The sequence below is a fragment of the Bacillus sp. FSL R9-9410 genome (genome assembly GCF_038050385.1).
Taxonomy (GTDB): domain Bacteria; phylum Bacillota; class Bacilli; order Bacillales; family Bacillaceae_G; genus Bacillus_A; species Bacillus_A cereus_U.
On record NZ_JBBOTV010000001.1, the window covers coordinates 1,895,569 to 1,920,096 of the forward strand.

Genomic DNA, 24,528 nt, shown 5'->3' on the forward strand with positions numbered 1-24,528 from the left:
TATTCCATATGGGTAGGATTTTTTATTTTAAGATTTACTTTCGAATTTTTGGAGTGCTACTTTTTTAGGCATAAAACATGCAATAATCAAAGCTACAAAGGATAAGACTAACATAAATACGTAGGCATCACTTGAGCTGAAGATAGAAGCTAATTTCGTTACTTGCATAGCTGATATGCTTCCGTTCTCACTAGATAACTGTGAAGTATGTGAAGTGGATTGAATTGTATACACAGTGATAATGACTGCTGTTCCAATAGCACCTGCTAATTGACGTACGGTATTATTCACTGCAGAACCATGTGAACCCAGTTCTCTTGGTAAAGCGTTTAAACCTGCTGTATTTAAAGGCATCGAAATGAAACTTAGTCCAATGCGTAGAATAATGGTACGAACCATTAAATACATATAAGTGGTGGATTCAGTCAAATCAATTACACCCCACATTGATATAATGATACATATTAAACCTGTAATAAAGAGTGGTTTTGCCCCGTATTTATCAAACATTTTACCTGTGATAGGTGATAAGAAGGCATTAATCACAGCGCCAGGTAATAGAAGTAAACCAGATTCAAAAGCAGTAAAACCTCGTCCATTTTGCAAGTAAATCGGTAAAAGAATTAAATCAGCATACATAATCATCGTAATGAGTACGTTAATGACTGATGTAAGAGTGAAAATTTTATATTTAAATACGGATAAATTTAATAGTGGATCACTAGACTTTATTTGACGTAAACAGAATAGAGTTGTAACAATTATTCCGATGATAATTGTAGTAATAACAACTGGATGATCCCATCCTTTGCTTCCTGCACTACTAAATCCGAATATAATACAACCAAAGCCAATCGTTGATAAAATGACACTTACGATATCTAATCTTGCTTTTGTTGTCTCAGCAACATTCATTAAATATTTAAGTGCGAGAATAATAACAATGCATGTAAAGGGAGCTAATCCAATAAATAGCCATCTCCATGATACATATTCAATAATAAAGCCAGATAATGTTGGAGCGATGGCTGGCGCAAAAATTATGGCGAAACCGATGGTTCCCATAATACTGCCACGCTTTTCACTAGGGTATAAATATAAAATAACGGTCATCATTAGTGGCATAATAATTCCTGCCCCAACTGCTTGAATCATTCTTCCTGTTAACAAAATGCCAAAATTCATGGCGCATGCACAAAGAACAGTCCCAATAAACAAAGAGAGCATCGAGCTAATAAATAGCTGCCTTGTTGTAAATCGTTTCATTAAAAATGCAGTAATTGGCACGAGAACACCATTTATGAGCATAAAGCCTGTCGATAGCCATTGCACTGTAGCAGCCGTAACATCAAATACCTCCATTAAATTACTCATTGCCACATTTAATAGCGTCTGATTTAATGTTGATAAAAAACAGCCGGCAATGAGCACAACTAATATAATTTTTTTATTTCTTCCTGATATTTCCTTTTGCATTGGTAAACTCCTTCATTGTTTTCTTGATTTATCGACATGGTGTCGATAAAATTAATGGTAACAAAATAAATTTTCTTTGACCATGAACAGTTTTGTTGAAAATGTTCACTACTCGACATATAAGGTAGGCACTGTCGAATAAGTAAAGAGAAAATCTATAAAGGAGTTTCAAAATGTCTACACCTAAAAAAGAAGATCCTCGTACAGTTCGTTCAAGAGAAATGTTTAAAAATGCTGTTTTTTCTCTCCTATGTGAGAATCCTAGTATTTCAAGCTTAACGGTTCAGAAAGTAGCAACAACGGCAGGATTAAATCGAACAACATTTTACTTACATTATCAAGATATTCAAGATTTACTAGACCAAATCACGAATGAGATTTCAAATGAACTTTCAAATAAAATTGTTGATTTAATACATGCAAAAGATTTATCAGAAAAACAAAAGCTAACACAATTACTTGATTATTTATATATCCACCGAAATTATTTATTTATATTATTTAAAATGAATCAATTTGAGGAGCAACTATTTTTATTTTTAAAAGAGTTAATAGAAACGAGAAGAGAGAATACGAAAAAGGATCTGCCTGATAATTATGTTGCGGTTGATATTAAAACAGCTTCATTGGTAGGTATTATCATGTGGTGGATAAGGAATGGACTTCACTTTAGTTCAGATTATATTGCAAATCAAATTTATTTTATGTATAAAGGATAATAAATTTAAACAATTTATTCGTATTAAAAAACGATTAGAATAACCTAGTATAATTTAAAGTATTGGGATTAATAAAAATTTATAAAACAAAAGATCCAGAGATAGAAGGGGGATATTCATGAATTTTAAAAATGAAAAAATATCATTACATTTAGAGGTTGTGAAATACCAATATAAAGATACAAAAGACGAGTGTGATAGAAATTGGCTAATGGTAAAAGCGAAACTATTAGAAGAAAGTAAAGTTTTTGAAACGATGGACCCTTTTTTACAAACTTCCGATTTACAGTACATGATAAAATGGTTTCAAGCATTACCAAACCCTACATATAACGAACTAGCTTTCATGGAACCAAATTTAGAGTTTGAATTTATGGGAGAAAAAGAAGGGGAGTTTCACCTTGTTATTCGCTTATCACAGGAACTTAATCCTTCATGGTGTAAGGAAGAGGAGTACGAATTTTCTATCGGTATCACTCAAGATGATAGAGAGAATATTATTCGTTCTATTGAAGAGCAACAAAGGAAATTCCCAAAACGATAATAAAAAGACTTGATAACCTACTAGAGGAAATCAAGTCTTTTTCATTAAATACGATTATCATGCCAGAAGTTTAATGGGAAGTGTTCGTTCTCATGATAGCTTTCTAATTCATATCCTCTTTCTTTCAGCCCTTTAATAATTCCAGGTACTGCTTTAACTGATTGCGGATGAATATCGTGCATCAGAATAACTTCTGTTGGATTTGTAGCACCAGCTAGAACGTTTTCTACGATTTTAGCTGAAGCAGCATCAACTGGCATTTTGTTGTATTTCCAGTCTAATGAATCAATTGTCCAATCCCATACTTTTAAACCATTCTCAACAACTTTATTGCGAAGGGCTTCATTTAATCCTGGCATTGAGCCGTAAGATGGGCGAGTTAATACTGGTGATTTACCTAGAACTCCAGCGATTAAGCCTTGGTCTTCCTTCATTTCATCAACGTAGTGACCTTCTGTATACAGTTTCTTGTAGTTATGAGTCATACTGTGCATCCCAACATAGTGGCCTTCAGCATCTTCACGTTTTACAAGATCAGGGAAAGCTTTCACGTTTGAACCAATTAAGAAGAATGTTGCTTTTGCATTTTCGCTCTTTAACATATCTAAAAGCTCAGCTGTGTATTTTCCAGGACCATCGTCAAATGTTAAGTAAGCGACTTTTCTAACTTGCCCATTATAGTGCTTTGGAGCTTCTTTCGGAGCAAGGGATGTTTGAATTTCACTTACAAGTTGAACAGATTTAGCGTCATCCTCTGTACTTGCTAGAGCGATATGTGTTGATCCGTAAGCAGCTTCGTATGTAAATAATACCCCAGCGCAAATCAACAGAGCCCTTTTCACTAAAGTTGTCATCCGAATTCCATTGTGCATAATTTTCCTACTCTCTATAAAAGTTCTACTCTACTATATTAGCAATTTTAGAGGGGGAAATGCAAAAAAACTTTTTTACAAGCGCAAAAAAGTTTGTAAAAAAGTATGCAAGATTTCACTGTTTTGCAGGTTTGAAAAAATGAAACAAGAATTAAATGAATGGAACTGTATGTAAAATGGTTCATTCATGTTTTTTGTTTTAGAAAGGGAGGATAAGTATGAAAAAACTAGCTTGTTTACATGCTCATCATTCAAATATTGAATACATTGACCGAGTGCTGCAATCATTTGGGATAGAAATACTCCATTTTGTAGATCCCATCTTATCACACAGACTAAAAATAGAACGAGAATTTGAAAAAGAAAAAGCACGAAATAAATTAAAAGATAATATAAAGTATATAGCTGAAAGTGATGTAGATACACTTTTAATAACTTGTACAGATTATATTACGCTATTAGATGAGGATTTCAAAATAGACATACCTATATTGAAAATTGATGAGCCATTTTTTGAAATGATTTGTCATGTTGAAGAGCCACAAACAATACTTTTTACAAATAATCGTACGGTTTCAGGAACGATGGAACGTTTAAAACAATACGCTCGGCAGAATAATAAATCCATACATGTAAAAGTAGAAGTGATAGAAGGGATATTTGAGTTAATTATGCAAGGTCGTAAAGAAGAGCATGATGCTAAATTAGAAAAGTATTTATATGAAATTATGAAAGATAGAAACGAAATGCTTTCAGTTGCACAATTATCTATGGTAGACGCTGTTACAAGGGTAGAAAATATAATAGGAAGGAACATAATAAATCCGCTACATGCGCTAGAGGAGTATTGTATACAGAGCGCGAATGAACAACCGTGTGATAAATAAGGAAGAGGATGTTTGTTGTTTTAAAATGCATCATTAAAAATTTCACATACCGTATTTAAAAAATAAATATAGGAAAACCAAAAAGTAATGTAGAATATATCGTACATACATATGTGAAGTCAACAAAATATATAAAAGAGGTGGACCTATGTTACTTGAAGAAGTAATGCAGCAACTAGAAGAATATGGAACAGAACAAAATCGTAAAATCTTTAAAAATCATGGGGCGAAAGAGCCGTTATTTGGAGTTAGTTTTGCAAATTTAAAATTGTTGAAAAAGAAGATAAAAAAAGATCATGATTTAGCAATCTCATTATGGGAAACGAAAAATATGGACGCAATGACTTTAGCGACGATGGTTTTAGATCCGAAGAAACTAACGTCAGAACAGCTAAATAGATGGGTTCAGGATGTTGATTATTATTGTTTAATGGACGTTCTTATGACAGCTATATGTACGTCGCCAATCGCGATAGAAAGAATGGAAGAATGGACGAAGTCTGATGATGAATGGATTGGAAGAGCTGGTTGGTCATTATTAGCGAATATCGCAATAAAAAATAAAACGTTAGACGATGACTTTTTCTTACCGTATTTAGAAGCGATTAAAGTTCATATACATAATGAAAAAAATCGAAAAAGAGAAGCGATGAATAGAGCTTTAATTGCGGTAGGGGTTCGAAATGAAAGTTTGGAACGACAAGCAATTGAAATCTCACGTGAAATAGGCAAAGTGGAAATTGATCACGGTGAAACGTCATGCAAAACACCAGATGCAGAATCCTATATTAAAAAGACACGAGAAAGAGCTGAAAAGAAGAAAGTAAAATAAGAGAAGGAGAAAGGCTATGAAACCAATTGAAGCGGCACAAAGTATTATTACATCACAATTTTCGAATTGTGATGTAGCTTTACTAGGGGGAAGCGTTGCTAGAGGAGAGGCTACGAAAACATCTGACCTTGATATTGTAATATTTGACCAAAGTTTGTCATCTTGTTATAGAGAATCTTTCTATAGTAATGGCTGGCCTGTTGAAGTATTTGTACATAATTTTGAAACGTATAAAACCTTTTTCAAAAGTGATTGTGAGCGCGGGAGACCTTCATTACCTCAATTAGTTTCAGAAGGGATTGTGTTAAAAGGAAAAGATGAAATTGTAAAGATACTCAAAAGAGAAGCGAATGATTTATTAAATAAAGGACCAGCTAAATGGACTGAAGAAATGATGAAGCAGAAGCGGTATTTTATTACGGATACTTTGGATGATTTTATTGGTGCATCAAAAAGAGAAGAAGAATTGTTCATCGCCAATTTATTAGCTGATTTAGTACATGAATATGTTTTAAGGGCAAATGGTCAGTGGCTTGGAAATTCAAAATGGTTTATTAGAGTGTTAAGAAGGTATGACGAGCAATATGCAGAACATTTTGTAGCGGCTTTTGACCATTTTTATAAAACAGAGGAGAAAAATGAATTAATTAGTTTTATAGAAAATACGTTAGAGCAGTATGGAGGAAGAGTTTTTGAAGGGTTTTCTATCGGGAAATAAAAAGGGGATAGCAAAATGAATGTACCATTCGTTCGATTAAGAGAATTGACACAAGACGATGTAGAAGATCGATATCAATGGTCATTAGATACAGAAGTAACAAAACATTTAGTTGTACCAGATCAATATCCACCGTTCACTCGTGAAGATACGAGAAGGTGGATTGAAGCATGTATAAGTCGAGAGAATGGTTATGAACAACGAGCTATCGTTACAAAGGAAGGTATACACATTGGATGGGTAGACCTAAAAAACTTTGATAATACAAATAAAAATGCTGAACTAGGGATTGCAATTGGAAATAAAGAATATTGGGGTAAAGGGTATGGAATGGCAGCTCTATACAGTATGTTACAAATCGGCTTTTCTGAATTCAAATTAGAAAAAGTTTGGCTACGAGTAGATGAAGATAATTTACAGGCTAGAAAGAGTTATGAAAAAGCTGGATTTGTTTGTGAAGGAATAATGAGAAATGATCGATTACGTCAAGGTAAGTTCATTCATCGCCATCGTTATAGTATGTTAAAAGAAGAATATCAATCTTTATTCAATAGTCTATAAAAATATTATGTAAACTTAAAGGGGATGAGGAAAATGATTCGATTACTTACGAAAGAAGATGCGGAGCAATATTGGAACTTACGTTTACAAGCCTTACAAGTAAATCCAGAGGCATTTGTAACAACTTATGAAGAGGCGATTCGCCAGGAAAATCCTATTAAGCGAGTGGAAAGTAATTTAACAGCTACTACTAGTTGTACATTCGGTGCTTTTAATGAGAAAAATCAATTAATTGGAGTTGTCACTTTACTAACAGAAGAGAAAGAGGCGTATAAGCATAAAGGTCATATCGTTGCGATGTATGTAGATGCACAAAATAGACGTAACGGACTGGCACGTGAGTTAATTGCAAATGCAACTCAAAGAGCGAGAGAAATAGAACTAGAGCAATTGAACTTAGGTGTTGTATCCACAAACGAACCAGCAAAAAAATTATACGGATCAATGGGCTTTAAAACTTATGGAATTGAAAAAAGAGCTTTAAAGATGAATGGTGTATATAGTGATGACGAATATATGGTGTTGTTTCTTTAAAGATTACATGTATAACGAAAATTAAGAATTTTAATTATATTCATTACGTTATATAGTAGAAGAAAAATTATATAAGGGGTTTTACGATGAAAGCTATTGCAATAGGGATATTGGCATCGTTTTTCTTTGCCTTTACCTTTGTGTTAAACCGGTCGATGGACTTAGAAGGTGGAAGTTGGATTTGGAGTGCATCATTACGGTATTACTTTATGGTTCCAATGCTATTACTTATTGTCATGTATAGAGGGAACTTAAAACAACTCTTTCAATATATGAAAAATAATCCAAAAGAATGGTTGTTATGGAGTATCGTTGGATTTGGTCTCTTTTATGCACCGCTTAGTTTCGCGGGTGCGTTTGGACCGGGGTGGCTCGTTGCTTCAACTTGGCAAATTACGATAGTCGCAGGGATTTTATTAACACCATTTTTCGCGGTAGACCCATTACATAAAAAACTTCCGATAAAGGAATTAGTAATGTCAGGTATTATTTTATTCGGTGTTGTTCTCATGCAAGTAGAACACGCTTCTTCTTTAGGGATTCGTGAAACTGTTTTATGTGTAGTTCCTGTACTCATTGCAGCGTTTGCGTATCCACTTGGAAATAGAAAAATGATGCAAGTATGTAAGGGCGAATTAGATGTCTTCCAACGAGTTCTCGGTATGACATTAGCAAGTTTACCATTTTGGTTTTTACTTTCTGGTTATGAAGTATCTACAAGCGGATTACCGTCAAGTAACCAAGTTTTTCAATGTTTTATCGTTGCGATTAGTTCAGGTTTAATTGCAACAGTATTATTCTTCTATGCGACAGATCTTGTAAAAGATAATCCGCAAAAATTAGCAACAGTCGAAGCGACACAGTCCGGCGAAGTTTTATTCGCGCTAGTAGGAGAGCTCATTTGGCTATCGGCTCCAATTCCGTCTTCTTTATCTTGGATTGGAATGAGCCTTGTAATTGTCGGAATGATACTTCATAGTTATGTAGCTGTAGTCGTGAAAAAAGAAGAAAAAATAACGGCGTAGCGTAAAAAGGTGCTGTCCCAAAATTTAATCTTTTTGTTAAGATAGCGATAGTAAATGAAATTATATCGACTTAACGACAAAATGTGACAAAACCTATTACTAAAAAAAGCCGTCCCAGAATACTTTTGGACGGCTTCTTTTTTATTTTTACATATCTTATGAAAACACTATTATGTTCTTAATTATTTTTCAAACTACTAGTAATTTGATTTTCCATATCAGGTAATGTAGTTTCTAAGGAAGTATCATTTAATAAATTTGCTTCGCCTGAATTATATTTATTAGTAGAATGAGAAGCAGGTTTGTTTAGTTTGTGATTAGACTTTTCAGTATACCGTTTTACTTTATTATTCTCATCAATTGTAAATTTACCTTGATAAGAATTTAAAGAAATGAACACTTTTTCTTTAAGTTTAAAAAAATCCTCCATATCTTCTTTGGCAAATAGAAGAACATTTTCATTCTTTTTAGAAGTTGGAGCACCATCTAGTAAAACTTCAATCGGTTCGTTTAATTCATTTTTTTGTATTTTAATTTTTTCTGGATCATACTCTTGTAATTTACCTTTTGTTGTGACACCACCAATTTCAATAAATTGAATTATATCACCGGGGTTAACTGCATTGTTAAAGCTTTTTGAAACTTGAATTTTTGAACGCGTAAATGTATTTGTATTAAAATCAAAATACTGAGATTCAATAATTGTCCCCTCTACTATAATATCAGCATTTAAAGCTAATTCTTTTACATCATTATATGTTTTTTCAAAGTCGGCCTTATGAATTACTTGTGTAATATCGTTTGTTTTGAAAACAGATTTTTTTGATGATACTTTTAGCAAAGATACGGGAGAGCTTTGCTTCATTTCTACTTCTTGTGAATCACTATAAATATAAAATGCAACACTTGAAGTTAATATGATACATATAAGTCCACTCGCAATAAATTTCTTTTTCATATACTTCACTCCATTCCTAATATAGAATACTAATTAATACAATGAGTTAATTCCGTAAAGTGAACCTGTATCTGGTGTATTTACAGTTCTACCTGAGCCAAGCTGACACATAATAGAGTCACCTTCATAATTGTTATGAGCAAGGCCAAATGCATGTCCCATTTCATGAGCAATGGTTCCTGACTTATGATAAGTATTTAGAGAATCGAATGATGATGAATTGAGTTGAATTTTTGTCCAAGAATAGTTAGAAGACGGATCAATTTGACTACCACTTCTATAAAATTTTGTTTCACCAAGAATACCACTTGAACGTGGATAATAATTGCCTTTGTAAATATCTATTAAACTAGAAGGCTTGTTTGAAGTATTTCTAAAAGAAATAGGCGTCGATACAATTTTACCTGTGTGAACCCAAGCGCTCATAGAACTATTAATTCTAGAGGATTCTCCAGAAGCTGAACTATCAATCCAATAATATTGTGTGGACTTCCCCCAATCTCCTACACCACCCGTTAACTTTCCTCCGAATGTGTCATAATGATTTGCTGCAAATGTCGAAGAAGGAATGGTAATAGATATGACAGAAACAAAAGCTAGAGACAACCCAACAATTTTTTTCATAAAAATACCTCCTTAAAGTAGTAAGATAAGTCGAAGTAATCTTATCATCATTCTTATAAAATTAGAATATGAAAATAAATAAATTTACATACGACGTATGAAATTTCACAAAGGATTAAACATTAAGATAAATTTAATTTGCAAGGAAAAAGGAACTGTTGGCAGAGAAAGAATTGGAACAGCTATTTTTATGATTTGTTTGAAAATGATTATGTTAAAAATTAAGAAAAATATGATAATATATGTATGTATTAGTTTAAAGCAAAATGGGGGAACAATCGTGAAAATGAATGACATAGTGGCGAATACACAATTTCCAAATACAATCGAAACAATTACAAATGATTTAAAAGCATTAGGGATAGAAAAAGGAATGACAGTTATTGTTCATTCTTCATTAAGTTCGATTGGTTGGATATCAGGCGGTGCAGTTGCCGTAGTAGAAGCGTTAATGAAAGTTGTTACAGAAGAAGGAACGATAATTATGCCAACTCAATCTTCAGATTTATCCGACCCAAAACATTGGTCAAGACCACCTGTACCAGAAGACTGGTGGCAAATTATTCGGGATAACGTCCCAGCATTTGACCCACGTATAACACCAACAAGGGCAATGGGAGAAGTAGTTGAATGTTTTCGTACATATCCGAATGTATTGCGCAGTAATCATCCACTCAGTAGTTTTGCAGCATGGGGGAAACACGCAGAAGAAATTACAGCGAATCATTCACTTTCTATAAGTTTTGGTGAAGAATCGCCATTACGAAAAATATACGATTTAGATGGATACATATTATTACTTGGTGTCGGTTATGATTCCAATACGTCCATACATTTATCTGAGGTACGTACAGGTGCACGCGAGTTAATAAAGGTAGGAGCGCCTATTATAGAAGAAGGTGTAAGAGTATGGAAAGAATTCGTTGAAATGGATTACGATTCTGACACGTTTGTAGAAATCGGAGTTGAATATGAGCGTAAAGGAACAGTTACGCGTGGGAAGATAGGGAATGCGACGTGCCGTTTTATGAGGCAACGTGATGCAGTTGACTTTGGAACAGAGTGGTTTCGTGCGAAAAATCAGTAAGGGATGGTTATTATGCAGGGGAAAAAAGTATTAATTACGAGCGGCGGTTGCCTAGAAAAATGGGATCAAGTACGTGGACATACAAATTTAGCAAAAGGTACGATTGGAAGAATCATTGCAGAAGAGCTAATGACAAAAGGAGCAAATGTAATATATTTGCATGGCTACTTTGCTGAGAAGCCAATGGATGTAAATAACCAATTAGAATTGCACCCATTTGAGGGGATTATTGATTTACAAGATAAGATGAAAAGTATTATTACACATGAAAAAGTAGATGCAGTTATTATGGCTGCTGCTGGCTCAGATTGGGTTGTCGAAAAGATTTGTGACCAAGATGGAACTGTTCTTAATATGAACGGAAAGATTTCAAGTGATATCGCACCAATTATTCATTTTCAAAAAGCGCCAAAAGTATTAAAACAAATAAAGAGTTGGGATCCAGAAACGATACTCGTTGGCTTTAAACTGGAAAGTGACGTAAATGAAGCAGAACTTATTGAAAGAGCAAGCAAAAGGATGGAAGATGCAAAAGCGAGTGTAATGGTAGCGAACTCACCGCATTCTTTATATTCTCGCGGCGCCGTGCATCACGTCATTGGACAAGATGGTAATGTGAAGTTATGTAATGGGAAAGATGAAACTGCAAAAGAAATTGTCAATATGTTAGAGCATTTATGCAATCGTACTACTGCGATGGAAATTTAAGCTTTTAGAAAGAGCTGTAGTCGCATAGTATATAATGGAGTTAATATTAAATTAGTGGGGGAACGTATCCCTCACTAATTATTAAATTGAATCAATTGAATAGGCCATTAGCTGCTCGTAAATGTGTAATATATGATATATGCATAATGAACATTTTGTGAGGAGTGGATTGTATGGAACATTTATTAAAGCAAGCTATTAAACTTAGAAATGAAAAGAAATATGCGCAGTCTAGAGAGATACTTATAGGATTAACAAACTTTACGAGGGATGCAGAAGTGCTATATCAATGCGCTTGGATACATGATGTAATGGGTCTTGAAACGGAGGCGGTTCCGTATTATGAACAGGCGATTGAGAACGGACTTGATGGTGAATCACTTCGCGGTGCGTATATCGGTCTTGGCAGTACGTATCGTTGTATAGGGGAATATGATAAAGCGATTACTGTATTAGAAGCAGGGATAAAGAAGTTCCCAGAAAATGACGTGATGAAAGTGTTTTTATCACTAGCAAAATATAACGTAAACGAACATGAATCCGCGATGAAATTACTACTTGAAACGGTCGTAAAAGTAGAGGAAGTAAAAGAATTTGAACGCGCTATTTCATTTTATAAAGACCATTTAAATGAGGTTTTTGAATAGAGGAGAGAAGGAATGAATCCATCAATTTCACGAAGGAGAAAAGGCATTTGGATTGGACTCGTATCTTTAATTATGTTATCAAACTATTTATTGTATACCCTTCCAATAGTGCCAGCTGCCCCGAAAGAAGTAGTCCTCGGCTCATTATTAGATTGTATGTTTGTAATTCCAGTCATCACATATTTCTTTATTATACGGAAAAGATATTCGTTAACGTATATCTTTCCTGTAGTTATAGCTGGATACGTGTTCGCAAGATTTATAATTCCTAGTGATTATTTACAAGCTTTTTCATTTGTTTCGTATGTAATAGTTGCTGGAGAAATTGCGTTCGTATGTTTTGAACTGTTTCTTATATATAAAATTATAAGAGTACTTCCTAAAATAATAAAACGATATAAAGAATATAGAAGTGAGTATTCTTCATTTTCTTATGCGATTGATGCAGCATTTGATGCTAATATGAAGAGAAGTAAGACAGTAAATATCATTCTAACAGAGTGTAAATTACTCTATTATGCTTTTTTATCGTGGCGTGAAAAAGTATTAGAAAGTGAATCCACATACTCATATCATAAAAAAACCGGTGCAATAGGTGTTTATATCATGATTATTCATGCAACATTAATTGAAAGTATCGGTTTTCATTATTTACTTCATCAATGGAATCCAATAATAGCTTGGATTTTACTCATCTTAAACATATATGCGATGTTTTATTTTTTAGCAGAAATACAAGCGATGCGTAAAAATCCAATTATCGTTACGGAAGAAAAAGTGATCATTCAAATTGGATTAGGAAAGAAAATCGTTATACCATTTACACAAATTGATAACATTGTGTTTTATAAAGGCGAATCTTTAACGAAAGAAGAAAAGAAAGCGGTTCTTGATGCAACTGTTATGGAATTTATAAAGGAACCTGCAACTTTTGAAATAACGTTAAAAGAGCCAATTAAAGCGCAGTTGTTATATGGATTTTCTAAAACAGTAAGTTGTGTTCACTTAAATGTAGACGATGAACGGAAATTTTATGATGCGGTTATGGAGAAGTTGAAATAGGAGTAAAAATAGTGAAAAATAAAAAACTCGCAACTTAATAGCTTGCGGGTTTTCGTCGTAAACAATTAAAAAATATGATAAAATTAAAAGGTAACTTATGGTACGGTTGGTTGTTCAATTATCACTTCTCCGAATAGGAGGGGGGTGATAATAAGTGAGTGAAATTGCGTTGTTACTGCAAGGTGGACTGTTTCTCATTGCATTGTTAACGTTTATTGTCGTCTTAATTGACAAGCTCAAAAAATAACAACCCACCTATGCCTATAGAATGTGGGTTGTTGTGTTTGTACGAAACAAATAGGATAAATGAACAATCCAATCTGCTAAGTTACGTGGACTAGTGTGTAGCCGCACACTAGTCTTTTTTATTTATATACAGTTGTTAATTGTTTTATGTGATTGTATTGTTCTTTTCACACTCATTATAACACAGTGTCTTTTCATGAAGAAAGGAGACCGTATGTTCTTATGTGGATTAAATAGAACGTGTAGTTTCTTTAAATAGCCCATCCATATACTGTTTTAAACTTTCCACAAAAAATCCTTTTTTGTCTACATTATTTACGCCGACAATTGGTGATGGAAGATTGTATCTTTTTTCTGATAAATGAACAACAACATCAAAAATATCAAATAGGCGAATGAAGCAGAACAGACCGTCTTTATCACTAAGTAAAATAAAGTAATGGTTTTCACTCGTTGTATTTAATGTATTCCATAAAGAACTTTTTCTTAAGTCACGAACGATACTCTTTTCCTTTAATTCCATGAAATCGGCATTTAATAGAATGGTAGAAATATCAATCGCATCTGGATCGTCAAAGTAGCCATCAATTGTTTGTACAGCAAAAGTATAAGCCATTTTTAATACACTCATCTTATATTTACGGTTATCTAAAAGCAATTCACGTTGAATAGAACTGTCTACTTTTGTTACGCGCTCTTCTTTCCAAATTTCATTATGTAATGAAATATCGTGCTTTTTACATAGTTTCATAATTAATGCATTGGAATAAAGTATCTCATCACTTACTTCGACAACATCCGTTTCAGCGGCCGCCAGCTCCTCACCATGTTCATTCGTATAGAGAGGGGAGTCGATTTGTTTTTTCATTTGCTCAATCTTATATTGACTTAATTTATGTCTAATTAAAGGACGGTCAATATTTGTTGTCATATGTTCATGACAGGAATCACAAATTGAGTTTGTGAAATAATATCCACATAATATCTCTGGAATGACATATTGTTCACTAAGTTCTTTCGTATCTTTTCTGCAAATGATGCATTGTGTCATATTTATCACCTTTACCTGCAAATTTGTCTGTAATCTCATTGTAGTGTATTTAATGGGATTTTGGAATATTGTAAAGGAAAATATTATGTGAAATCTAAGTTTAATTTGGTACAATGAAGAGAAGTGCTAGTTTAAAGGAGGACGTTTTTTTGAAATCGAAAGTGCACTTTTGGACATTAGAAGTGCTAATGGTTGTAGGAATTATATTTATTTGCACAAAAATATCGTTTCTATTTCAACCGATTGGTATCTTCATATCAACATTATTTTTCCCAATTTTAATCGCGTTATTTTTATACTTCATATTTAACCCAGTGTTAGTCTTTTTGGAGAATAAAAAAGTACCTAGAGGTTTAGCGATTTTATTACTGTATCTTTTTATCATCACATTAACTGGAGTTGCTATTGGAGTAGTTGTTCCAACCATCTCACAACAGCTAATGGATTTAGTGAAAAATATGCCGACTTATATAAAAGAGGGAAAAGTATACATACAAGATCTATCTCATCATAGGTTATTTGAATGGTTATCTACACAAAACTACGTTTCCATTGAAACAATTGAGAAAAATGCGATTGAATACTTAAAGGGTATACCAAACACAATTACGTCGAGTGCAACGGCTTTATTTGGTATTATCACGAACGTGGCGTTAGTTATCTTTACAGTACCGTTCATTTTATTTTATATGTTTAAAGATGGACATGCATTTCCAGGAAAAGCTGTTAGTGTATTACCAGAGTCTTACCGTGAAGAAGGACTTCGTATCATAAAGGAAACGAACGAAACATTATCTGCATATATTCAAGGTCAAGCGCTCGTTTGTATGTTTATTGGTGCCTTTACATTTACGGGTTATTTAATCATCGGTTTACCGTATGCTTTCGTTTTAGGAATTATCGCAGCATTTACAAATATAATTCCGAACTTAGGTCCATTTATCGGAGCAGCACCAGCTGTCATTATAGGTCTGTTCGTATCTCCGATGCAAGCTCTGTACGTAATTATTATAGTAACAATCGTACAACAGTTTGAAAGTAACATTATATCGCCACGTATTATGAGTTCAAAATTAAACATCCATCCGTTAACAATTATCATCCTTATTTTAGGGGTAGGTAATTTCGCGGGAATTATCGGAATGATTTTAGCAGTGCCTGCTTATGCGGTAACGAAAACAGTTGTTTCGAACTTAGTGAGATTGTTTAAGACGAAACGAAGTAAACGGAAATAGAATATGTTGAGAAAGATACACCGCAAAAGTGGTGTATCTTTTATTTTTTTAGAGTGTATGAAATACTTATTATTATATATTTTTTACACATCCAATTAACTGCAACAATTGTATAAATTATTCCTGTTAAACTATGTGGAATCCCTCTGAACTATCCAAATCATCTCTTTACACCGCGTCATTAACATCATAATCGACTCCTTTCATTTCTAATATAAGTTCAAACAATTATAGGTGAGTGTAGTACTTGCTTCTACGATCACGAATTTCATCTATAATCTTTTTATACTGTTCCTCTTGTTGTACGTCATTTGCAGATATAGTTTCTTTTTGAATCGTAATGGTTAAAAAGAAAAGGTGAAACTTCATACATGAATTCCTCCTTTCGAATAGGAATTACAGGTGACTACAATAATGACTTTGTCGTTCTTTTACGTTGTCCATTGCCTGTTCAATTTGTTGGTCATGAAGCATATCAGACTCAGACAGTTTATTTTTTTGAATGGTAATAGTTAAAAATAATACTCTGAATTTCATTGGATTTTTACCCCTTTATAATTTATTTAGTAAAGACGATTGTAATAAGAGGACTGGCGCTCTTTTACTCCGTCCATAATATTTTTAATTTGTTGTTCACGAGAAATTTCATCTCTTGAAAGTTTACGCTTTTGAATGGTAATCGTTAAAAAGAAAGCTTTAAATTTCATTAGGAAATTACCCCTTTATAATTTATTTAGTAAAGACGATTGTAATAAGAGGACTGGCGCTCTTTCACATCATCCATAATGTTTTTAATTTGTTGTTCACGAGAAATTTCATCTTTTGAAAGTTTACGTTTTTGAATGGTAATCGTTAAAAAGAAAGCCTTAAATTTCATTAGGAAATTACCCCTTTATAATTTATTTAGTAAAGGCGATTGTAATAAGAGGACTGACGCTCTTTTACTTCGTCCATAATAATTTTAATTTGTTGTTCACGTAAGATTTCAGCTTTTGAAGATTTACGTTTTTGAATGGTGATAGTTAAAAAGAAAGCTTTAAATTTCATTAGGAAATTACCCCTTTTAAAAATATTTTTAGTACATTTGTGTATAATACGAACTTTTAATGTCCGTTATTTTATCCATAGTTTGTTTTAATTGTTGTTTACGAAAGATTTCAGCTTCAGATAACGTTTTTTTCTGAAGTGCTGTCGTAAAAAAGAAAATATGAAAAGTCATAGACGAATTCCTCCTTTCGAAAAGGAATTACAGGTGATCACAATAAAGCACTTGGCGCTCCTTAACATCATTCATAGCTTTTGTAATTTGCTCATTATGAAGAATTTCAGCTTTGGAAAGTGTATTTCTTTGAATCGTAATACTTAAAAACAATACGCTAATAGTCATCGAATGTTGCTCCTTTCTTTAAAAAATAATGTATGAGACTAAAAAATCGCACAAAAAAGCCACAGGAAGATATCGTTCTCCTACGGCTGGGCGTGAAAAAGCCACAGGAAAGTATACGACCTCCTGTGGCGAATTTATGAATTAAAAGAAATAAAGCACGATTTTTAATTCTCCATTAGGGTGGTCGAATTCATATTTAATTGTCCAAAAAACACAGGTGCAGTTAACGCTAACGATAAAGCATCTAATTGTAATTTCATCATTTCCTTCGACCTCCTTTTAGAATATTTTTCTTACGTTAGTAATTATATACAATTAATGGATAATTGTAAACATAAAAATTGAAAATTTTTAATTTTGATTAAAATGCGTATATTTTAAAGGGTTTTTAATGGATACATTGTATAGATTGGATAATAAATAGAACTTGGGGGTGTCTAATGAAGTATATGAATAGAATAGCAGGTGTTATGCTAACAATTTTTTTATTTGTTACTGCTTGTTCTAATGGAGAACAAATAAAAGAAATATCACATATTGAACTTGGGGCTTTTAAAAAATATACGGGGACATACGTTGGAAATAATTCCGACGTGTTTGCGATTGTTAAAAACCTACCTGGTGGTGAAACAGTTGAAAGTATAAGTTTAGAAAATGAAAATATTAAAGTGAAATATGGTGTAAAAGAGAATGGAAACCTTACAGATGACATGATTGAGACGTATTGGTTTGATGAGAAGGATACGATGAAGAAGAATTTTCTCTTTAACGCTATTTATCTTGCAATTTTAGTACCAAATGCGAAAGGGTATGAGTTTCAGATTGAAAATCAAAGTTTTGCATTAAAAAGAGAAGAACTTTTACCCATACTGTATAAAGAATTTAATGATTTGCCAAAGGATGATCTTATATGGAATAAGGGAATCGTAATGAATTTCTTTTACGGTAATCAAGAAAAAATAGAAAAGCTAGTTAATAATAAAGATTTAGGAATTATTCAAGGTCTAGCAAGTAGGGCACCGATTACTATTTTTGATGAACCAACTACTGGCTTAGACGCAGCACATCGAGAGTTATTTTATAGTTTACTATTAGAAGATTACGGTGAGTATCCTCGAACAATTATATTATCAACACATTTAGTTGAAGAAGTGACCCATGTTATTGAAGATGTAATCATCATAAAAGTAGGGCGACTTATTGTTCAATCATCGGTGGAAGATTTATTACAACAAGGTCATATTATTTCAGGGGAAAAAGATAAAGTGGATGAGTTTTCGATCAATAAAAAAGTAATAAATCGAGAAGTTTATGGAAAGAAAGGTATAGCTGTTATATGGGAAGAGCTTTCTAGTGACGATTATTACTCTCTCGAAAAAGAAGGAATAGCAGTTGGTAGAATTACATTACAAAAATTATTTATTCACATAACTGGTGGTGAATTGAAATGACGATGTTAATGAAGCAGTTAAAGTTACATATAAATTTTCATTATAAAGCAATTTTAATATTTTGGATTTTAGCTTTATTAATAAAAGGAGCTTTGAATGCTGCTCATTTAAATGGATTGAAAATTAGTTATCTACCCGAAATTATCAATAACCCTTCAATAGCAATTATGATGTTTATAGTAGTGAGTACTTTCAATATACAAGATGATTTATTTCGTTTAGCTATTTCATTTGGTGTAACGAGAATTCAATATTTCATCGGAGCGATTTGTTATATTGTACTGCAATCCACATTATTTTCATTTCTTCAAGTAATGTTTTTACACGATATGAAATATAACATAGTAAATGTTAGCTTTTGGGAGCAATCAGCACAACAGTTTATTTTACAATTTTTGTTTTATGTTACGACAGCATGTTTCTTCCAAGTAGTAGTAGTTTTTAAACAACGATTTCAGTGGATTGGTTTCATGATTGGTGGAACGCTGTTCTTATCAACAAACAGTGTGCTTTATGGAGAAGTAGGGATAAACGGTTTATTATTTACGAGTGATATATCTTTAATAGATATTCCCTATTTTACTGTAATTTCAATTGGATTAACTATTCTTTATATCATAACTAGTAGTATATTTATTCGTAAAGTTTCATTCGAGCAAACAGTTTAAAAGATTGAATCAATTATTGAATTTGAAGTACCATTGCAAAAAAGCTGACAAAAGTCAGCTTTTTTATTTCGTACCATGAAGTAAAGCACCAATCGCACCACTATAACCGCCGTCTTGTAAAAAGACTGGTATTTTATTTTGATATTCTGTATAGCTACTTATAATACTTTGAAGATGTACGTTATTACATAGAGTAGAACCGATGTAAATGATATGGTCAATATTTTTCGCTTCGGCGAATTGAAGGCTTAATGCTGTGACGACTTCACCGACAAGTCCTTGAACGGTAGCAAGTATATCTGAACTATTATAACTTGATTCTGTAATGGTCGCTTTTCCGAAATTGCTAGCAGTTAAGTTATTATCAATAGGTGAGAGAATCCCGCCATAAATATCTCCAACTGTAATATCTAGACTGTTTCTTGAACCAATTTTCGTAAGCGGAATCACATCTTCAAAATGATCTATATTTGTTAATAGTTTTGAAAGACCCATAATAGTACCACCGCCAACTCCAGTTCCACCAGCGCGAACATATTGCTTGTCGTGAACGTAGTGAATGGAAGTACCTGTACCGATATTTGTTAATACGAAGTTGTTTATAGCACGTTTCTCTTCTTTTAGTATGTATCGTACTCCTGCTAAAGTAGCTTCAAACTCGTTTAACTCTACTATTTTATATGAACCTGAAAGTAGTTGTTCTAACTGTTTAGCTTTACCACCTGTAATGCATAATTGTGTAATTGAATTATTATTATGAAGGCATTCTTTAATTCTTTCTTGTTCATATGAATAAAATTTTTCAAAACATAATTTTTCCTCTAGGTTAAAGTAAGCAATCTTTGTTAATGTTCCCCCAGCATCAATACCAACAACATTCCGCATTTTTCTACTCCTTACTATGTAATCTGTTTAATCAGCTTGATATATTAATAGCTTTTCAATGGTAACGATTGATTGACCGTTTACAGAGGCAATTCCTTTCCCAAGAATAAAACCTCGTCTGTTACGTGTTAATTCATAATGTAAGTCAAGTTTATCACCGGGATACGCATTTTCATGAAATTCCACCCCATCTAAAGAGGAGAGGAAACCAAGTCCTTCAGATTCACCTGTACTTACAAAAGCACTAAGTTGAGCCAGTGCTTCTACAATTAGCATATGAGGCATATAGTTTTGATTGTTATTAATAAACCACTCGTTATTTGTGATCAGTTTGTATCCTGTAGCTGATTGAGATTCTTTAACGTTTGTAATTTTATCGATCATTAAAAATGGATAGCGATGGGGAAGAGTATCTTTAATATTCATATCGTACCTCCAGGAATAATAATACCCCTGCTAAAGTTAAGCAGGGGAGTTATTATTAATTTTTAACTAATTCCGCTACTTTTTCAATAGAGAAAATACCGCTATTTTTAATGTTTTCAACTGCTTCTTGTAATACTACTTTATCTTGAACAAGTGCAATACGCACAAAGCCTTCGCCGTGAGGACCAAATGCATGGCCTGGTGTGACAACGACATTTGCACGATCCATAAGTGCATAAGCGAACTCTAGCGAAGTCCATCCTTTCGGAATTTCAGCCCAAACGAACATACTTCCAGCGGGTTTATCGACATTCCAACCGAATTTGCGGAATCCGTCCACTAAAGTATCTCTACGTTCTTGGTAAATTCCACGGTTTTTCTCGCAAAATGCAGCGCCGTGTCGTAATGCAGCGGATGCAGCTTTTTGAATTGGTAAAAACACGCCGTAATCTGTATTAGACTTAAATTGCGTAAGCGCGCCGACAATTTCTTCGTTACCAATCATATAACCAATACGGCTACCAGCTAAACTATAACTTTTAGATAAAGAATTAATTTCAACGCCAACTTCTTTTGCACCAGGTACAGATAAGAAGCTAATTGGCTTTTGACCATCAAAATAAAATTCAGCATAAGCAAAATCATGGACAACGATAATATTATGTTTTTTCGCGAATGCAATTACCTCTTTAAAGAAATCTTCATGAGCCATTGCTGGAACTGGATTCCCTGGGAAGTTCAAAATCATCATCTTCGCTTTATCGGCAATTTCTTCAGGGATAACTTCTAAGTTAGGTAAGAAATCATTTTCTTTCTTTAATGGCATGTAGTAAGATGTTGCACCGGCCATTTGAATTCCTGTTTCATAAGCTGTATATCCTGGATCAGGAACTAGTATTATATCTCCCGGATTTGCAAAAACCATAGGTAAATGAACGAGTCCGTCTTGTGAACCCATTAATAATAAAACTTCTTTTTCAGCATTTAATATAACATTATGAGTGTTGTTGTAATATTCAGTTACAGCTTCGTGAAATTCTTGAATACCAGATAACGTATATCCGTAACTTTCTTTTGCACTTGCTGTATGTACCATTTCTTCTCTTACAAAATCAGCAGGAGGCATATCAGGATTCCCGATACTTAAATCAATCATTTTATGACCTGCTGCAATTTTCTCTTTTTTATAGGCCCCTAATTCACTAAATATAGAAGATTGGAATGCTTTCATTCTAGTTGCTAAAGTGTAAGTCATCAAAACCCCTCCTAAAAACAGTGTTTTCTTTCTGCGTTTTTAATTATTCTGAAAACACATGTTTACATTTTATCATTTTTTTATGAAAATTAAAACGATTGACAAATTTAGAGGGAGGAAAATAAAAATAACGCAGAAAATATTTTCTACGTTATAAATGGAGATTAATTATTTGTTTTTTTATATGTACATGTTTTTTCAGTTGTAAAAAAGTATACATTTAATTTATTATCGACAACTTTTAAAGATTGATCCGATGTAAAGGAGTTACCATAATCAATACGATACACGTTAGAATTTTTAACAAATGAACCTTTAAATAAATCCTCTTTTTTATTTGTCGTTTGCATTTCCACTAAATTGTGAACAATCTTTTCTTTCTTTTCTTCTTTTACAACTGTTTCAAATTTATAATACACAGGGCATTCACCTTTTTTATTATCAATGACTTCCCAAGAGCCGTATATATCATTATTGCTACATCCACTAAGTAGAACAATTAATATAGGGAAAATAAGTAGAAACTTTTTCATTGTGTACTCCTTTCTTATTAGTTTTTATAAACGTGCGAATACGATAGGAATATTGTAATGAATAAAGTTTAAATTTTTATAAAGAATTAATAAATTTCACATAAAAATTTGGAGAAGGGTGGGATTTCAAAATAAAAAGGCATGAATCTAGTGTAATGCCAGATTCATGCCTAGTGCTCTATCTTATGTTATGTTTTTTGAGGATAAATGAAGCGGAAAGAAGAATGACAATTCCATTTACAATATATACATTTACAATAACAAAGGCTAGGTTAGCTGCTCCAAAACCACCTTTATCGAATATAGAGGCGAATGCTGTAGTAGTCAAAAAGATAATAGGAGTTAACAATAAAAATAGGAAACCTGCAACAATCCTTCTTTTAAAGTTATTTTGAGATAAGGAAATGGCTAAAAAATTAAGGACGCCAAACATAATGAATGAAAAAAGAAGGATAATTAATAATTGGATGCCATCAGACATTTCCACAGCTCCTTTTTGAAAAATCTATTGTTTATTGTATTCGAAAACAGTAGGCGATACACCTTTAAATATTTGGAATATACAAAGGATATAAAGTTTAATCTTAGAAATTGAAAAAGAATGGATCAAGTAAAATACTGGATCCATTCTTAAGAAGTATTAGTTGAACTTTATAAATTCGCAGATTGCGACGTTTGTTTTTCAAATTGTTTCTGCTTAGATAGGGAAATAAAAATAATCAACAATGAAATGACTCCGAAAATTAGAACCATATACTGTAATCCAATCGTATCTAAGAAGAAGCCTGTGCCGAGTAAGACAATTTGGAACATAACTCTTTCAAACATATTACGGAATGAGAAGAGACGTCCGTGATAGCTTTTTTCGACTTTCGTTTGGAAAATTGTCGACATAATAGGGAAGAAGCAGCCAACACTAAATCCAAACAAACCAAATGAGGCAAGTGCCATCCATTTAATATCGCTAAAGAACAACGAAAGGTGTGCAAAAGCGGTACAAAATGCGAAGAAGTATAGTAACTTTTCAGGTTTGAAATGATCAGATAAACGTTTAATAACGAATGCACCTAACATAAACGCTACACCTTCAATTGTATATATGAATCCTTTAATTGTTGGGTCATGTTGTATTTCGCTAATGTTAATAACCATTAAATTGAATCCAGCTATAAATAAAAGAGGGATAATACTTAATATAAGTGCTTTAAAAGCAATAGGGATTCCTTTTAAAATACGAAATACTTCCATAAAACTATTATCTTTAGCGGATTGTTTACTTAATGTAGCTGATTTTTTATCTTCAAATTGTAGGAAGAAAGTTGAGAGGAATAATAAAGCGTATGCTGCCATTGAGAAGGCATACATATACTGTAAACTCATTACAACTAAAAGAATTCCACCTAGCGAAGTACCTGCAATACGAGCGATTGTACCAACATTCATATGTACACCGTTCAACTGTAATAGTTCATGTTCACGAACGATGAGTGGAATTACAGATTGTAATGCAGGGAAATAAAATGCTGCTGAAATTTGAAGTGCAATCATAAATGCAATCATGAAAGCGATACTTTCATATTGAATAGCGAAAAACATGAAAATAACACTAAGAACACGACCAAATCCAGCGTAAAGAAGAACTTTCTTTTTTTCATACTGGTCAATGACACGACCAGCCATTGGACCAACTAGAACACCAGCTAACAGTCCGATAAATAATATAACGGATTTCATAAAATCAGAAGGGACGTATTTTTGCATAAATTCAAGGTTACCAAGAATACCAAGCCATAACCCAAGACCAGCAATAAACTCCCCAATTAATACGATCCAAACATTTTTATTACGCCACATAATTTAAACCTCTCAGTCTTTTAAAATTAACAACTCGTATATAAAACCTCCTAATTTATTCATTATTTTTTAACGTGATTTTTTTAGAGTCAGAGTCTATATTACGTGTTTCATTAGTGGATTTCAATCTTTTTGATTTGTGGAAAATTTGATTTATTAAGTGATGAAATAAGTAATTCAAAATGAAAAAACGTATGATTAAATACAAATTTAAAGTAATGAAAAACAAGGAGAAAATAAAAAAAGCAAGAACGTAGGTACTACGTCTCACTTTTCTCAAATG

The 24,528-nt window shown here is 32.9% G+C and carries 34 protein-coding genes; 16 read left to right on the forward strand and 18 right to left on the reverse strand.

The features are described from left to right. Positions 1-27 precede the first annotated feature (27 nt). Entirely contained in the window at positions 28-1,476 is a 1,449-nt protein-coding gene (locus MKX77_RS09895; RefSeq protein WP_341306490.1) for a DHA2 family efflux MFS transporter permease subunit, read from the reverse strand. 173 nt (positions 1,477-1,649) lie between these two features. Here MKX77_RS09895 and MKX77_RS09900 point away from each other — a divergent pair, with 173 nt between their 5' ends. Both MKX77_RS09900 and MKX77_RS09905 read left to right on the forward strand, forming a co-directional pair. After that, positions 1,650-2,195, forward strand: a complete 546-nt coding sequence (locus tag MKX77_RS09900) for a TetR/AcrR family transcriptional regulator (protein WP_341306491.1) — start codon at positions 1,650-1,652, stop codon at positions 2,193-2,195. Between the two features lie 118 nt (positions 2,196-2,313). Continuing rightward, positions 2,314-2,739 carry a WapI family immunity protein gene (locus MKX77_RS09905; protein ID WP_341306492.1) on the forward strand — a complete coding sequence of 142 codons (426 nt, stop codon included), beginning with the start codon at positions 2,314-2,316 and terminating at the stop codon, positions 2,737-2,739. 44 nt (positions 2,740-2,783) lie between these two features. Here MKX77_RS09905 and MKX77_RS09910 read toward each other — a convergent pair whose 3' ends face one another. Next, the gene (locus MKX77_RS09910) at positions 2,784-3,611 is read right to left on the reverse strand and encodes a peptidoglycan-N-acetylglucosamine deacetylase (RefSeq protein ID WP_340824376.1); all 828 of its coding nucleotides are present in this window, start codon (positions 3,609-3,611) and stop codon (positions 2,784-2,786) included. Positions 3,612-3,829: 218 nt separating this feature from the next. Between MKX77_RS09910 and MKX77_RS09915 the strand changes: the two genes are divergently transcribed. The 6 genes from MKX77_RS09915 to MKX77_RS09940 all read left to right on the forward strand — a co-directional run bounded on the left by MKX77_RS09915 (position 3,830) and on the right by MKX77_RS09940 (position 8,168). Then, on the forward strand, positions 3,830-4,498 hold the full coding sequence (locus MKX77_RS09915) for a hypothetical protein (protein ID WP_341306493.1): 669 nt from the start codon (positions 3,830-3,832) through the stop codon (positions 4,496-4,498). Between the two features lie 148 nt (positions 4,499-4,646). Then, positions 4,647-5,330 (forward strand): DNA alkylation repair protein, encoded by a 684-nt coding sequence (locus tag MKX77_RS09920; RefSeq protein ID WP_341306494.1) that lies wholly within the window; start codon positions 4,647-4,649, stop codon positions 5,328-5,330. A 16-nt stretch (positions 5,331-5,346) separates the two neighbouring features. Then, a complete protein-coding gene (locus MKX77_RS09925) occupies positions 5,347-6,048 on the forward strand; it encodes a nucleotidyltransferase domain-containing protein (RefSeq protein ID WP_341306495.1) in 702 nt (233 codons plus the stop codon). 15 nt (positions 6,049-6,063) lie between these two features. Further along, positions 6,064-6,609, forward strand: coding sequence for a GNAT family N-acetyltransferase (locus tag MKX77_RS09930; protein WP_341306496.1), 546 nt, complete (start codon positions 6,064-6,066; stop codon positions 6,607-6,609). Between the two features lie 33 nt (positions 6,610-6,642). Then, on the forward strand, positions 6,643-7,143 hold the full coding sequence (locus MKX77_RS09935; protein WP_215553398.1) for a GNAT family N-acetyltransferase: 501 nt from the start codon (positions 6,643-6,645) through the stop codon (positions 7,141-7,143). Positions 7,144-7,229: 86 nt separating this feature from the next. After that, on the forward strand, positions 7,230-8,168 hold the full coding sequence (locus tag MKX77_RS09940) for a DMT family transporter (protein WP_341306497.1): 939 nt from the start codon (positions 7,230-7,232) through the stop codon (positions 8,166-8,168). Positions 8,169-8,346: 178 nt separating this feature from the next. Here the strand turns inward: MKX77_RS09940 and MKX77_RS09945 are convergent, their stop codons facing one another. Further along, positions 8,347-9,126 (reverse strand): hypothetical protein, encoded by a 780-nt coding sequence (locus tag MKX77_RS09945; RefSeq protein ID WP_341306498.1) that lies wholly within the window; start codon positions 9,124-9,126, stop codon positions 8,347-8,349. A gap of 33 nt (positions 9,127-9,159) precedes the next feature. Then, entirely contained in the window at positions 9,160-9,750 is a 591-nt protein-coding gene (locus tag MKX77_RS09950; RefSeq protein WP_215553395.1) for a M57 family metalloprotease, read from the reverse strand. A 286-nt stretch (positions 9,751-10,036) separates the two neighbouring features. Here MKX77_RS09950 and MKX77_RS09955 point away from each other — a divergent pair, with 286 nt between their 5' ends. The 5 genes from MKX77_RS09955 to MKX77_RS09975 all read left to right on the forward strand — a co-directional run bounded on the left by MKX77_RS09955 (position 10,037) and on the right by MKX77_RS09975 (position 13,501). After that, the gene (locus MKX77_RS09955) at positions 10,037-10,837 is read left to right on the forward strand and encodes an aminoglycoside N(3)-acetyltransferase (protein ID WP_341307947.1); all 801 of its coding nucleotides are present in this window, start codon (positions 10,037-10,039) and stop codon (positions 10,835-10,837) included. 12 nt (positions 10,838-10,849) lie between these two features. Then, the gene (locus MKX77_RS09960; protein WP_341306499.1) at positions 10,850-11,545 is read left to right on the forward strand and encodes a phosphopantothenoylcysteine decarboxylase domain-containing protein; all 696 of its coding nucleotides are present in this window, start codon (positions 10,850-10,852) and stop codon (positions 11,543-11,545) included. Positions 11,546-11,718: 173 nt separating this feature from the next. After that, a complete protein-coding gene (locus MKX77_RS09965; protein WP_215553393.1) occupies positions 11,719-12,192 on the forward strand; it encodes a tetratricopeptide repeat protein in 474 nt (157 codons plus the stop codon). A 12-nt stretch (positions 12,193-12,204) separates the two neighbouring features. Beyond that, the gene (locus MKX77_RS09970) at positions 12,205-13,254 is read left to right on the forward strand and encodes a hypothetical protein (protein ID WP_341306500.1); all 1,050 of its coding nucleotides are present in this window, start codon (positions 12,205-12,207) and stop codon (positions 13,252-13,254) included. Between the two features lie 154 nt (positions 13,255-13,408). Next, entirely contained in the window at positions 13,409-13,501 is a 93-nt protein-coding gene (locus MKX77_RS09975; protein WP_001289318.1) for a putative holin-like toxin, read from the forward strand. Between the two features lie 228 nt (positions 13,502-13,729). Here MKX77_RS09975 and MKX77_RS09980 read toward each other — a convergent pair whose 3' ends face one another. Next, the gene (locus tag MKX77_RS09980) at positions 13,730-14,551 is read right to left on the reverse strand and encodes an HNH endonuclease (RefSeq protein WP_341306501.1); all 822 of its coding nucleotides are present in this window, start codon (positions 14,549-14,551) and stop codon (positions 13,730-13,732) included. A gap of 149 nt (positions 14,552-14,700) precedes the next feature. On the opposite strand from MKX77_RS09980, the gene MKX77_RS09985 reads away from it, so the two are divergent. After that, entirely contained in the window at positions 14,701-15,786 is a 1,086-nt protein-coding gene (locus MKX77_RS09985) for an AI-2E family transporter (protein WP_201039156.1), read from the forward strand. 228 nt (positions 15,787-16,014) lie between these two features. Here MKX77_RS09985 and MKX77_RS09990 read toward each other — a convergent pair whose 3' ends face one another. Genes MKX77_RS09990 through MKX77_RS10020 form a run of 7 tightly spaced genes read right to left on the reverse strand, consistent with a single transcriptional unit; the run spans position 16,015 to position 17,173 of the window. After that, entirely contained in the window at positions 16,015-16,155 is a 141-nt protein-coding gene (locus tag MKX77_RS09990; RefSeq protein ID WP_002120149.1) for a YrzI family small protein, read from the reverse strand. 27 nt (positions 16,156-16,182) lie between these two features. After that, positions 16,183-16,323 (reverse strand): YrzI family small protein, encoded by a 141-nt coding sequence (locus tag MKX77_RS09995; protein ID WP_078174316.1) that lies wholly within the window; start codon positions 16,321-16,323, stop codon positions 16,183-16,185. Positions 16,324-16,349: 26 nt separating this feature from the next. Continuing rightward, positions 16,350-16,493: a YrzI family small protein gene (locus tag MKX77_RS10000; RefSeq protein WP_002120144.1), complete on the reverse strand. Its 144-nt coding sequence runs from the start codon at positions 16,491-16,493 to the stop codon at positions 16,350-16,352. Positions 16,494-16,519: 26 nt separating this feature from the next. Then, complete coding sequence (locus MKX77_RS10005; protein ID WP_002013394.1) at positions 16,520-16,663, reverse strand: YrzI family small protein; 144 nt, start codon at positions 16,661-16,663, stop codon at positions 16,520-16,522. Between the two features lie 26 nt (positions 16,664-16,689). Further along, on the reverse strand, positions 16,690-16,833 hold the full coding sequence (locus tag MKX77_RS10010; protein ID WP_000668987.1) for a YrzI family small protein: 144 nt from the start codon (positions 16,831-16,833) through the stop codon (positions 16,690-16,692). A gap of 28 nt (positions 16,834-16,861) precedes the next feature. After that, positions 16,862-17,005, reverse strand: coding sequence for a YrzI family small protein (locus MKX77_RS10015; RefSeq protein ID WP_000142704.1), 144 nt, complete (start codon positions 17,003-17,005; stop codon positions 16,862-16,864). A 27-nt stretch (positions 17,006-17,032) separates the two neighbouring features. Further along, on the reverse strand, positions 17,033-17,173 hold the full coding sequence (locus tag MKX77_RS10020; RefSeq protein ID WP_000156202.1) for a YrzI family small protein: 141 nt from the start codon (positions 17,171-17,173) through the stop codon (positions 17,033-17,035). Positions 17,174-17,613: 440 nt separating this feature from the next. Here MKX77_RS10020 and MKX77_RS10025 point away from each other — a divergent pair, with 440 nt between their 5' ends. Both MKX77_RS10025 and MKX77_RS10030 read left to right on the forward strand, forming a co-directional pair. Continuing rightward, positions 17,614-18,624, forward strand: coding sequence for a DUF4825 domain-containing protein (locus MKX77_RS10025; RefSeq protein ID WP_341306502.1), 1,011 nt, complete (start codon positions 17,614-17,616; stop codon positions 18,622-18,624). Beyond that, positions 18,621-19,292, forward strand: coding sequence for a DUF4052 family protein (locus tag MKX77_RS10030; RefSeq protein ID WP_341306503.1), 672 nt, complete (start codon positions 18,621-18,623; stop codon positions 19,290-19,292). Before MKX77_RS10025 ends, MKX77_RS10030 begins: the two co-directional genes overlap by 4 nt. 63 nt (positions 19,293-19,355) lie before the next feature. On the opposite strand, the gene coaW is transcribed toward MKX77_RS10030, so the two are convergent. The 6 genes from coaW to MKX77_RS10060 all read right to left on the reverse strand — a co-directional run bounded on the left by coaW (position 19,356) and on the right by MKX77_RS10060 (position 24,245). Next, on the reverse strand, positions 19,356-20,177 hold the full coding sequence (gene coaW / locus MKX77_RS10035) for a type II pantothenate kinase (protein ID WP_341306504.1): 822 nt from the start codon (positions 20,175-20,177) through the stop codon (positions 19,356-19,358). Between the two features lie 27 nt (positions 20,178-20,204). Next, positions 20,205-20,603: a 3-hydroxyacyl-ACP dehydratase FabZ family protein gene (locus tag MKX77_RS10040; protein ID WP_016105142.1), complete on the reverse strand. Its 399-nt coding sequence runs from the start codon at positions 20,601-20,603 to the stop codon at positions 20,205-20,207. A 55-nt stretch (positions 20,604-20,658) separates the two neighbouring features. After that, entirely contained in the window at positions 20,659-21,858 is a 1,200-nt protein-coding gene (locus tag MKX77_RS10045; RefSeq protein ID WP_341306505.1) for an LL-diaminopimelate aminotransferase, read from the reverse strand. 164 nt (positions 21,859-22,022) lie between these two features. Then, a complete protein-coding gene (locus MKX77_RS10050; RefSeq protein WP_341306506.1) occupies positions 22,023-22,391 on the reverse strand; it encodes a hypothetical protein in 369 nt (122 codons plus the stop codon). 178 nt (positions 22,392-22,569) lie between these two features. Then, positions 22,570-22,872, reverse strand: a complete 303-nt coding sequence (locus MKX77_RS10055; protein WP_341306507.1) for a hypothetical protein — start codon at positions 22,870-22,872, stop codon at positions 22,570-22,572. A 170-nt stretch (positions 22,873-23,042) separates the two neighbouring features. Then, positions 23,043-24,245, reverse strand: coding sequence for an MFS transporter (locus MKX77_RS10060; protein ID WP_341306508.1), 1,203 nt, complete (start codon positions 24,243-24,245; stop codon positions 23,043-23,045). Positions 24,246-24,528: the final 283 nt, after the last annotated feature.

Excerpts from the sequence above, each read along its gene's own strand:
- MKX77_RS09895 (WP_341306490.1), bottom strand. The coding sequence starts at position 1,476 with ATGCAAAAGGAAATATCAGGAAGAAATAAAAAAATTATATTAGTTGTG.
- MKX77_RS09900 (WP_341306491.1), top strand. The coding sequence starts at position 1,650 with ATGTCTACACCTAAAAAAGAAGATCCTCGTACAGTTCGTTCAAGAGAA.
- MKX77_RS09905 (WP_341306492.1), top strand. The coding sequence starts at position 2,314 with ATGAATTTTAAAAATGAAAAAATATCATTACATTTAGAGGTTGTGAAA.
- MKX77_RS09910 (WP_340824376.1), bottom strand. The coding sequence starts at position 3,611 with ATGCACAATGGAATTCGGATGACAACTTTAGTGAAAAGGGCTCTGTTG.
- MKX77_RS09915 (WP_341306493.1), top strand. The coding sequence starts at position 3,830 with ATGAAAAAACTAGCTTGTTTACATGCTCATCATTCAAATATTGAATAC.
- MKX77_RS09920 (WP_341306494.1), top strand. The coding sequence starts at position 4,647 with ATGTTACTTGAAGAAGTAATGCAGCAACTAGAAGAATATGGAACAGAA.
- MKX77_RS09925 (WP_341306495.1), top strand. The coding sequence starts at position 5,347 with ATGAAACCAATTGAAGCGGCACAAAGTATTATTACATCACAATTTTCG.
- MKX77_RS09930 (WP_341306496.1), top strand. The coding sequence starts at position 6,064 with ATGAATGTACCATTCGTTCGATTAAGAGAATTGACACAAGACGATGTA.
- MKX77_RS09935 (WP_215553398.1), top strand. The coding sequence starts at position 6,643 with ATGATTCGATTACTTACGAAAGAAGATGCGGAGCAATATTGGAACTTA.
- MKX77_RS09940 (WP_341306497.1), top strand. The coding sequence starts at position 7,230 with ATGAAAGCTATTGCAATAGGGATATTGGCATCGTTTTTCTTTGCCTTT.
- MKX77_RS09945 (WP_341306498.1), bottom strand. The coding sequence starts at position 9,126 with ATGAAAAAGAAATTTATTGCGAGTGGACTTATATGTATCATATTAACT.
- MKX77_RS09950 (WP_215553395.1), bottom strand. The coding sequence starts at position 9,750 with ATGAAAAAAATTGTTGGGTTGTCTCTAGCTTTTGTTTCTGTCATATCT.
- MKX77_RS09955 (WP_341307947.1), top strand. The coding sequence starts at position 10,037 with ATGAATGACATAGTGGCGAATACACAATTTCCAAATACAATCGAAACA.
- MKX77_RS09960 (WP_341306499.1), top strand. The coding sequence starts at position 10,850 with ATGCAGGGGAAAAAAGTATTAATTACGAGCGGCGGTTGCCTAGAAAAA.
- MKX77_RS09965 (WP_215553393.1), top strand. The coding sequence starts at position 11,719 with ATGGAACATTTATTAAAGCAAGCTATTAAACTTAGAAATGAAAAGAAA.
- MKX77_RS09970 (WP_341306500.1), top strand. The coding sequence starts at position 12,205 with ATGAATCCATCAATTTCACGAAGGAGAAAAGGCATTTGGATTGGACTC.
- MKX77_RS09980 (WP_341306501.1), bottom strand. The coding sequence starts at position 14,551 with ATGACACAATGCATCATTTGCAGAAAAGATACGAAAGAACTTAGTGAA.
- MKX77_RS09990 (WP_002120149.1), bottom strand. The coding sequence starts at position 16,155 with ATGAAGTTTCACCTTTTCTTTTTAACCATTACGATTCAAAAAGAAACT.
- MKX77_RS09995 (WP_078174316.1), bottom strand. The coding sequence starts at position 16,323 with ATGAAATTCAGAGTATTATTTTTAACTATTACCATTCAAAAAAATAAA.
- MKX77_RS10000 (WP_002120144.1), bottom strand. The coding sequence starts at position 16,493 with ATGAAATTTAAAGCTTTCTTTTTAACGATTACCATTCAAAAGCGTAAA.
- MKX77_RS10005 (WP_002013394.1), bottom strand. The coding sequence starts at position 16,663 with ATGAAATTTAAGGCTTTCTTTTTAACGATTACCATTCAAAAACGTAAA.
- MKX77_RS10010 (WP_000668987.1), bottom strand. The coding sequence starts at position 16,833 with ATGAAATTTAAAGCTTTCTTTTTAACTATCACCATTCAAAAACGTAAA.
- MKX77_RS10015 (WP_000142704.1), bottom strand. The coding sequence starts at position 17,005 with ATGACTTTTCATATTTTCTTTTTTACGACAGCACTTCAGAAAAAAACG.
- MKX77_RS10020 (WP_000156202.1), bottom strand. The coding sequence starts at position 17,173 with ATGACTATTAGCGTATTGTTTTTAAGTATTACGATTCAAAGAAATACA.
- MKX77_RS10025 (WP_341306502.1), top strand. The coding sequence starts at position 17,614 with ATGAAGTATATGAATAGAATAGCAGGTGTTATGCTAACAATTTTTTTA.
- MKX77_RS10030 (WP_341306503.1), top strand. The coding sequence starts at position 18,621 with ATGACGATGTTAATGAAGCAGTTAAAGTTACATATAAATTTTCATTAT.
- coaW (WP_341306504.1), bottom strand. The coding sequence starts at position 20,177 with ATGCGGAATGTTGTTGGTATTGATGCTGGGGGAACATTAACAAAGATT.
- MKX77_RS10040 (WP_016105142.1), bottom strand. The coding sequence starts at position 20,603 with ATGAATATTAAAGATACTCTTCCCCATCGCTATCCATTTTTAATGATC.
- MKX77_RS10045 (WP_341306505.1), bottom strand. The coding sequence starts at position 21,858 with ATGACTTACACTTTAGCAACTAGAATGAAAGCATTCCAATCTTCTATA.
- MKX77_RS10050 (WP_341306506.1), bottom strand. The coding sequence starts at position 22,391 with ATGAAAAAGTTTCTACTTATTTTCCCTATATTAATTGTTCTACTTAGT.
- MKX77_RS10055 (WP_341306507.1), bottom strand. The coding sequence starts at position 22,872 with ATGTCTGATGGCATCCAATTATTAATTATCCTTCTTTTTTCATTCATT.
- MKX77_RS10060 (WP_341306508.1), bottom strand. The coding sequence starts at position 24,245 with ATGTGGCGTAATAAAAATGTTTGGATCGTATTAATTGGGGAGTTTATT.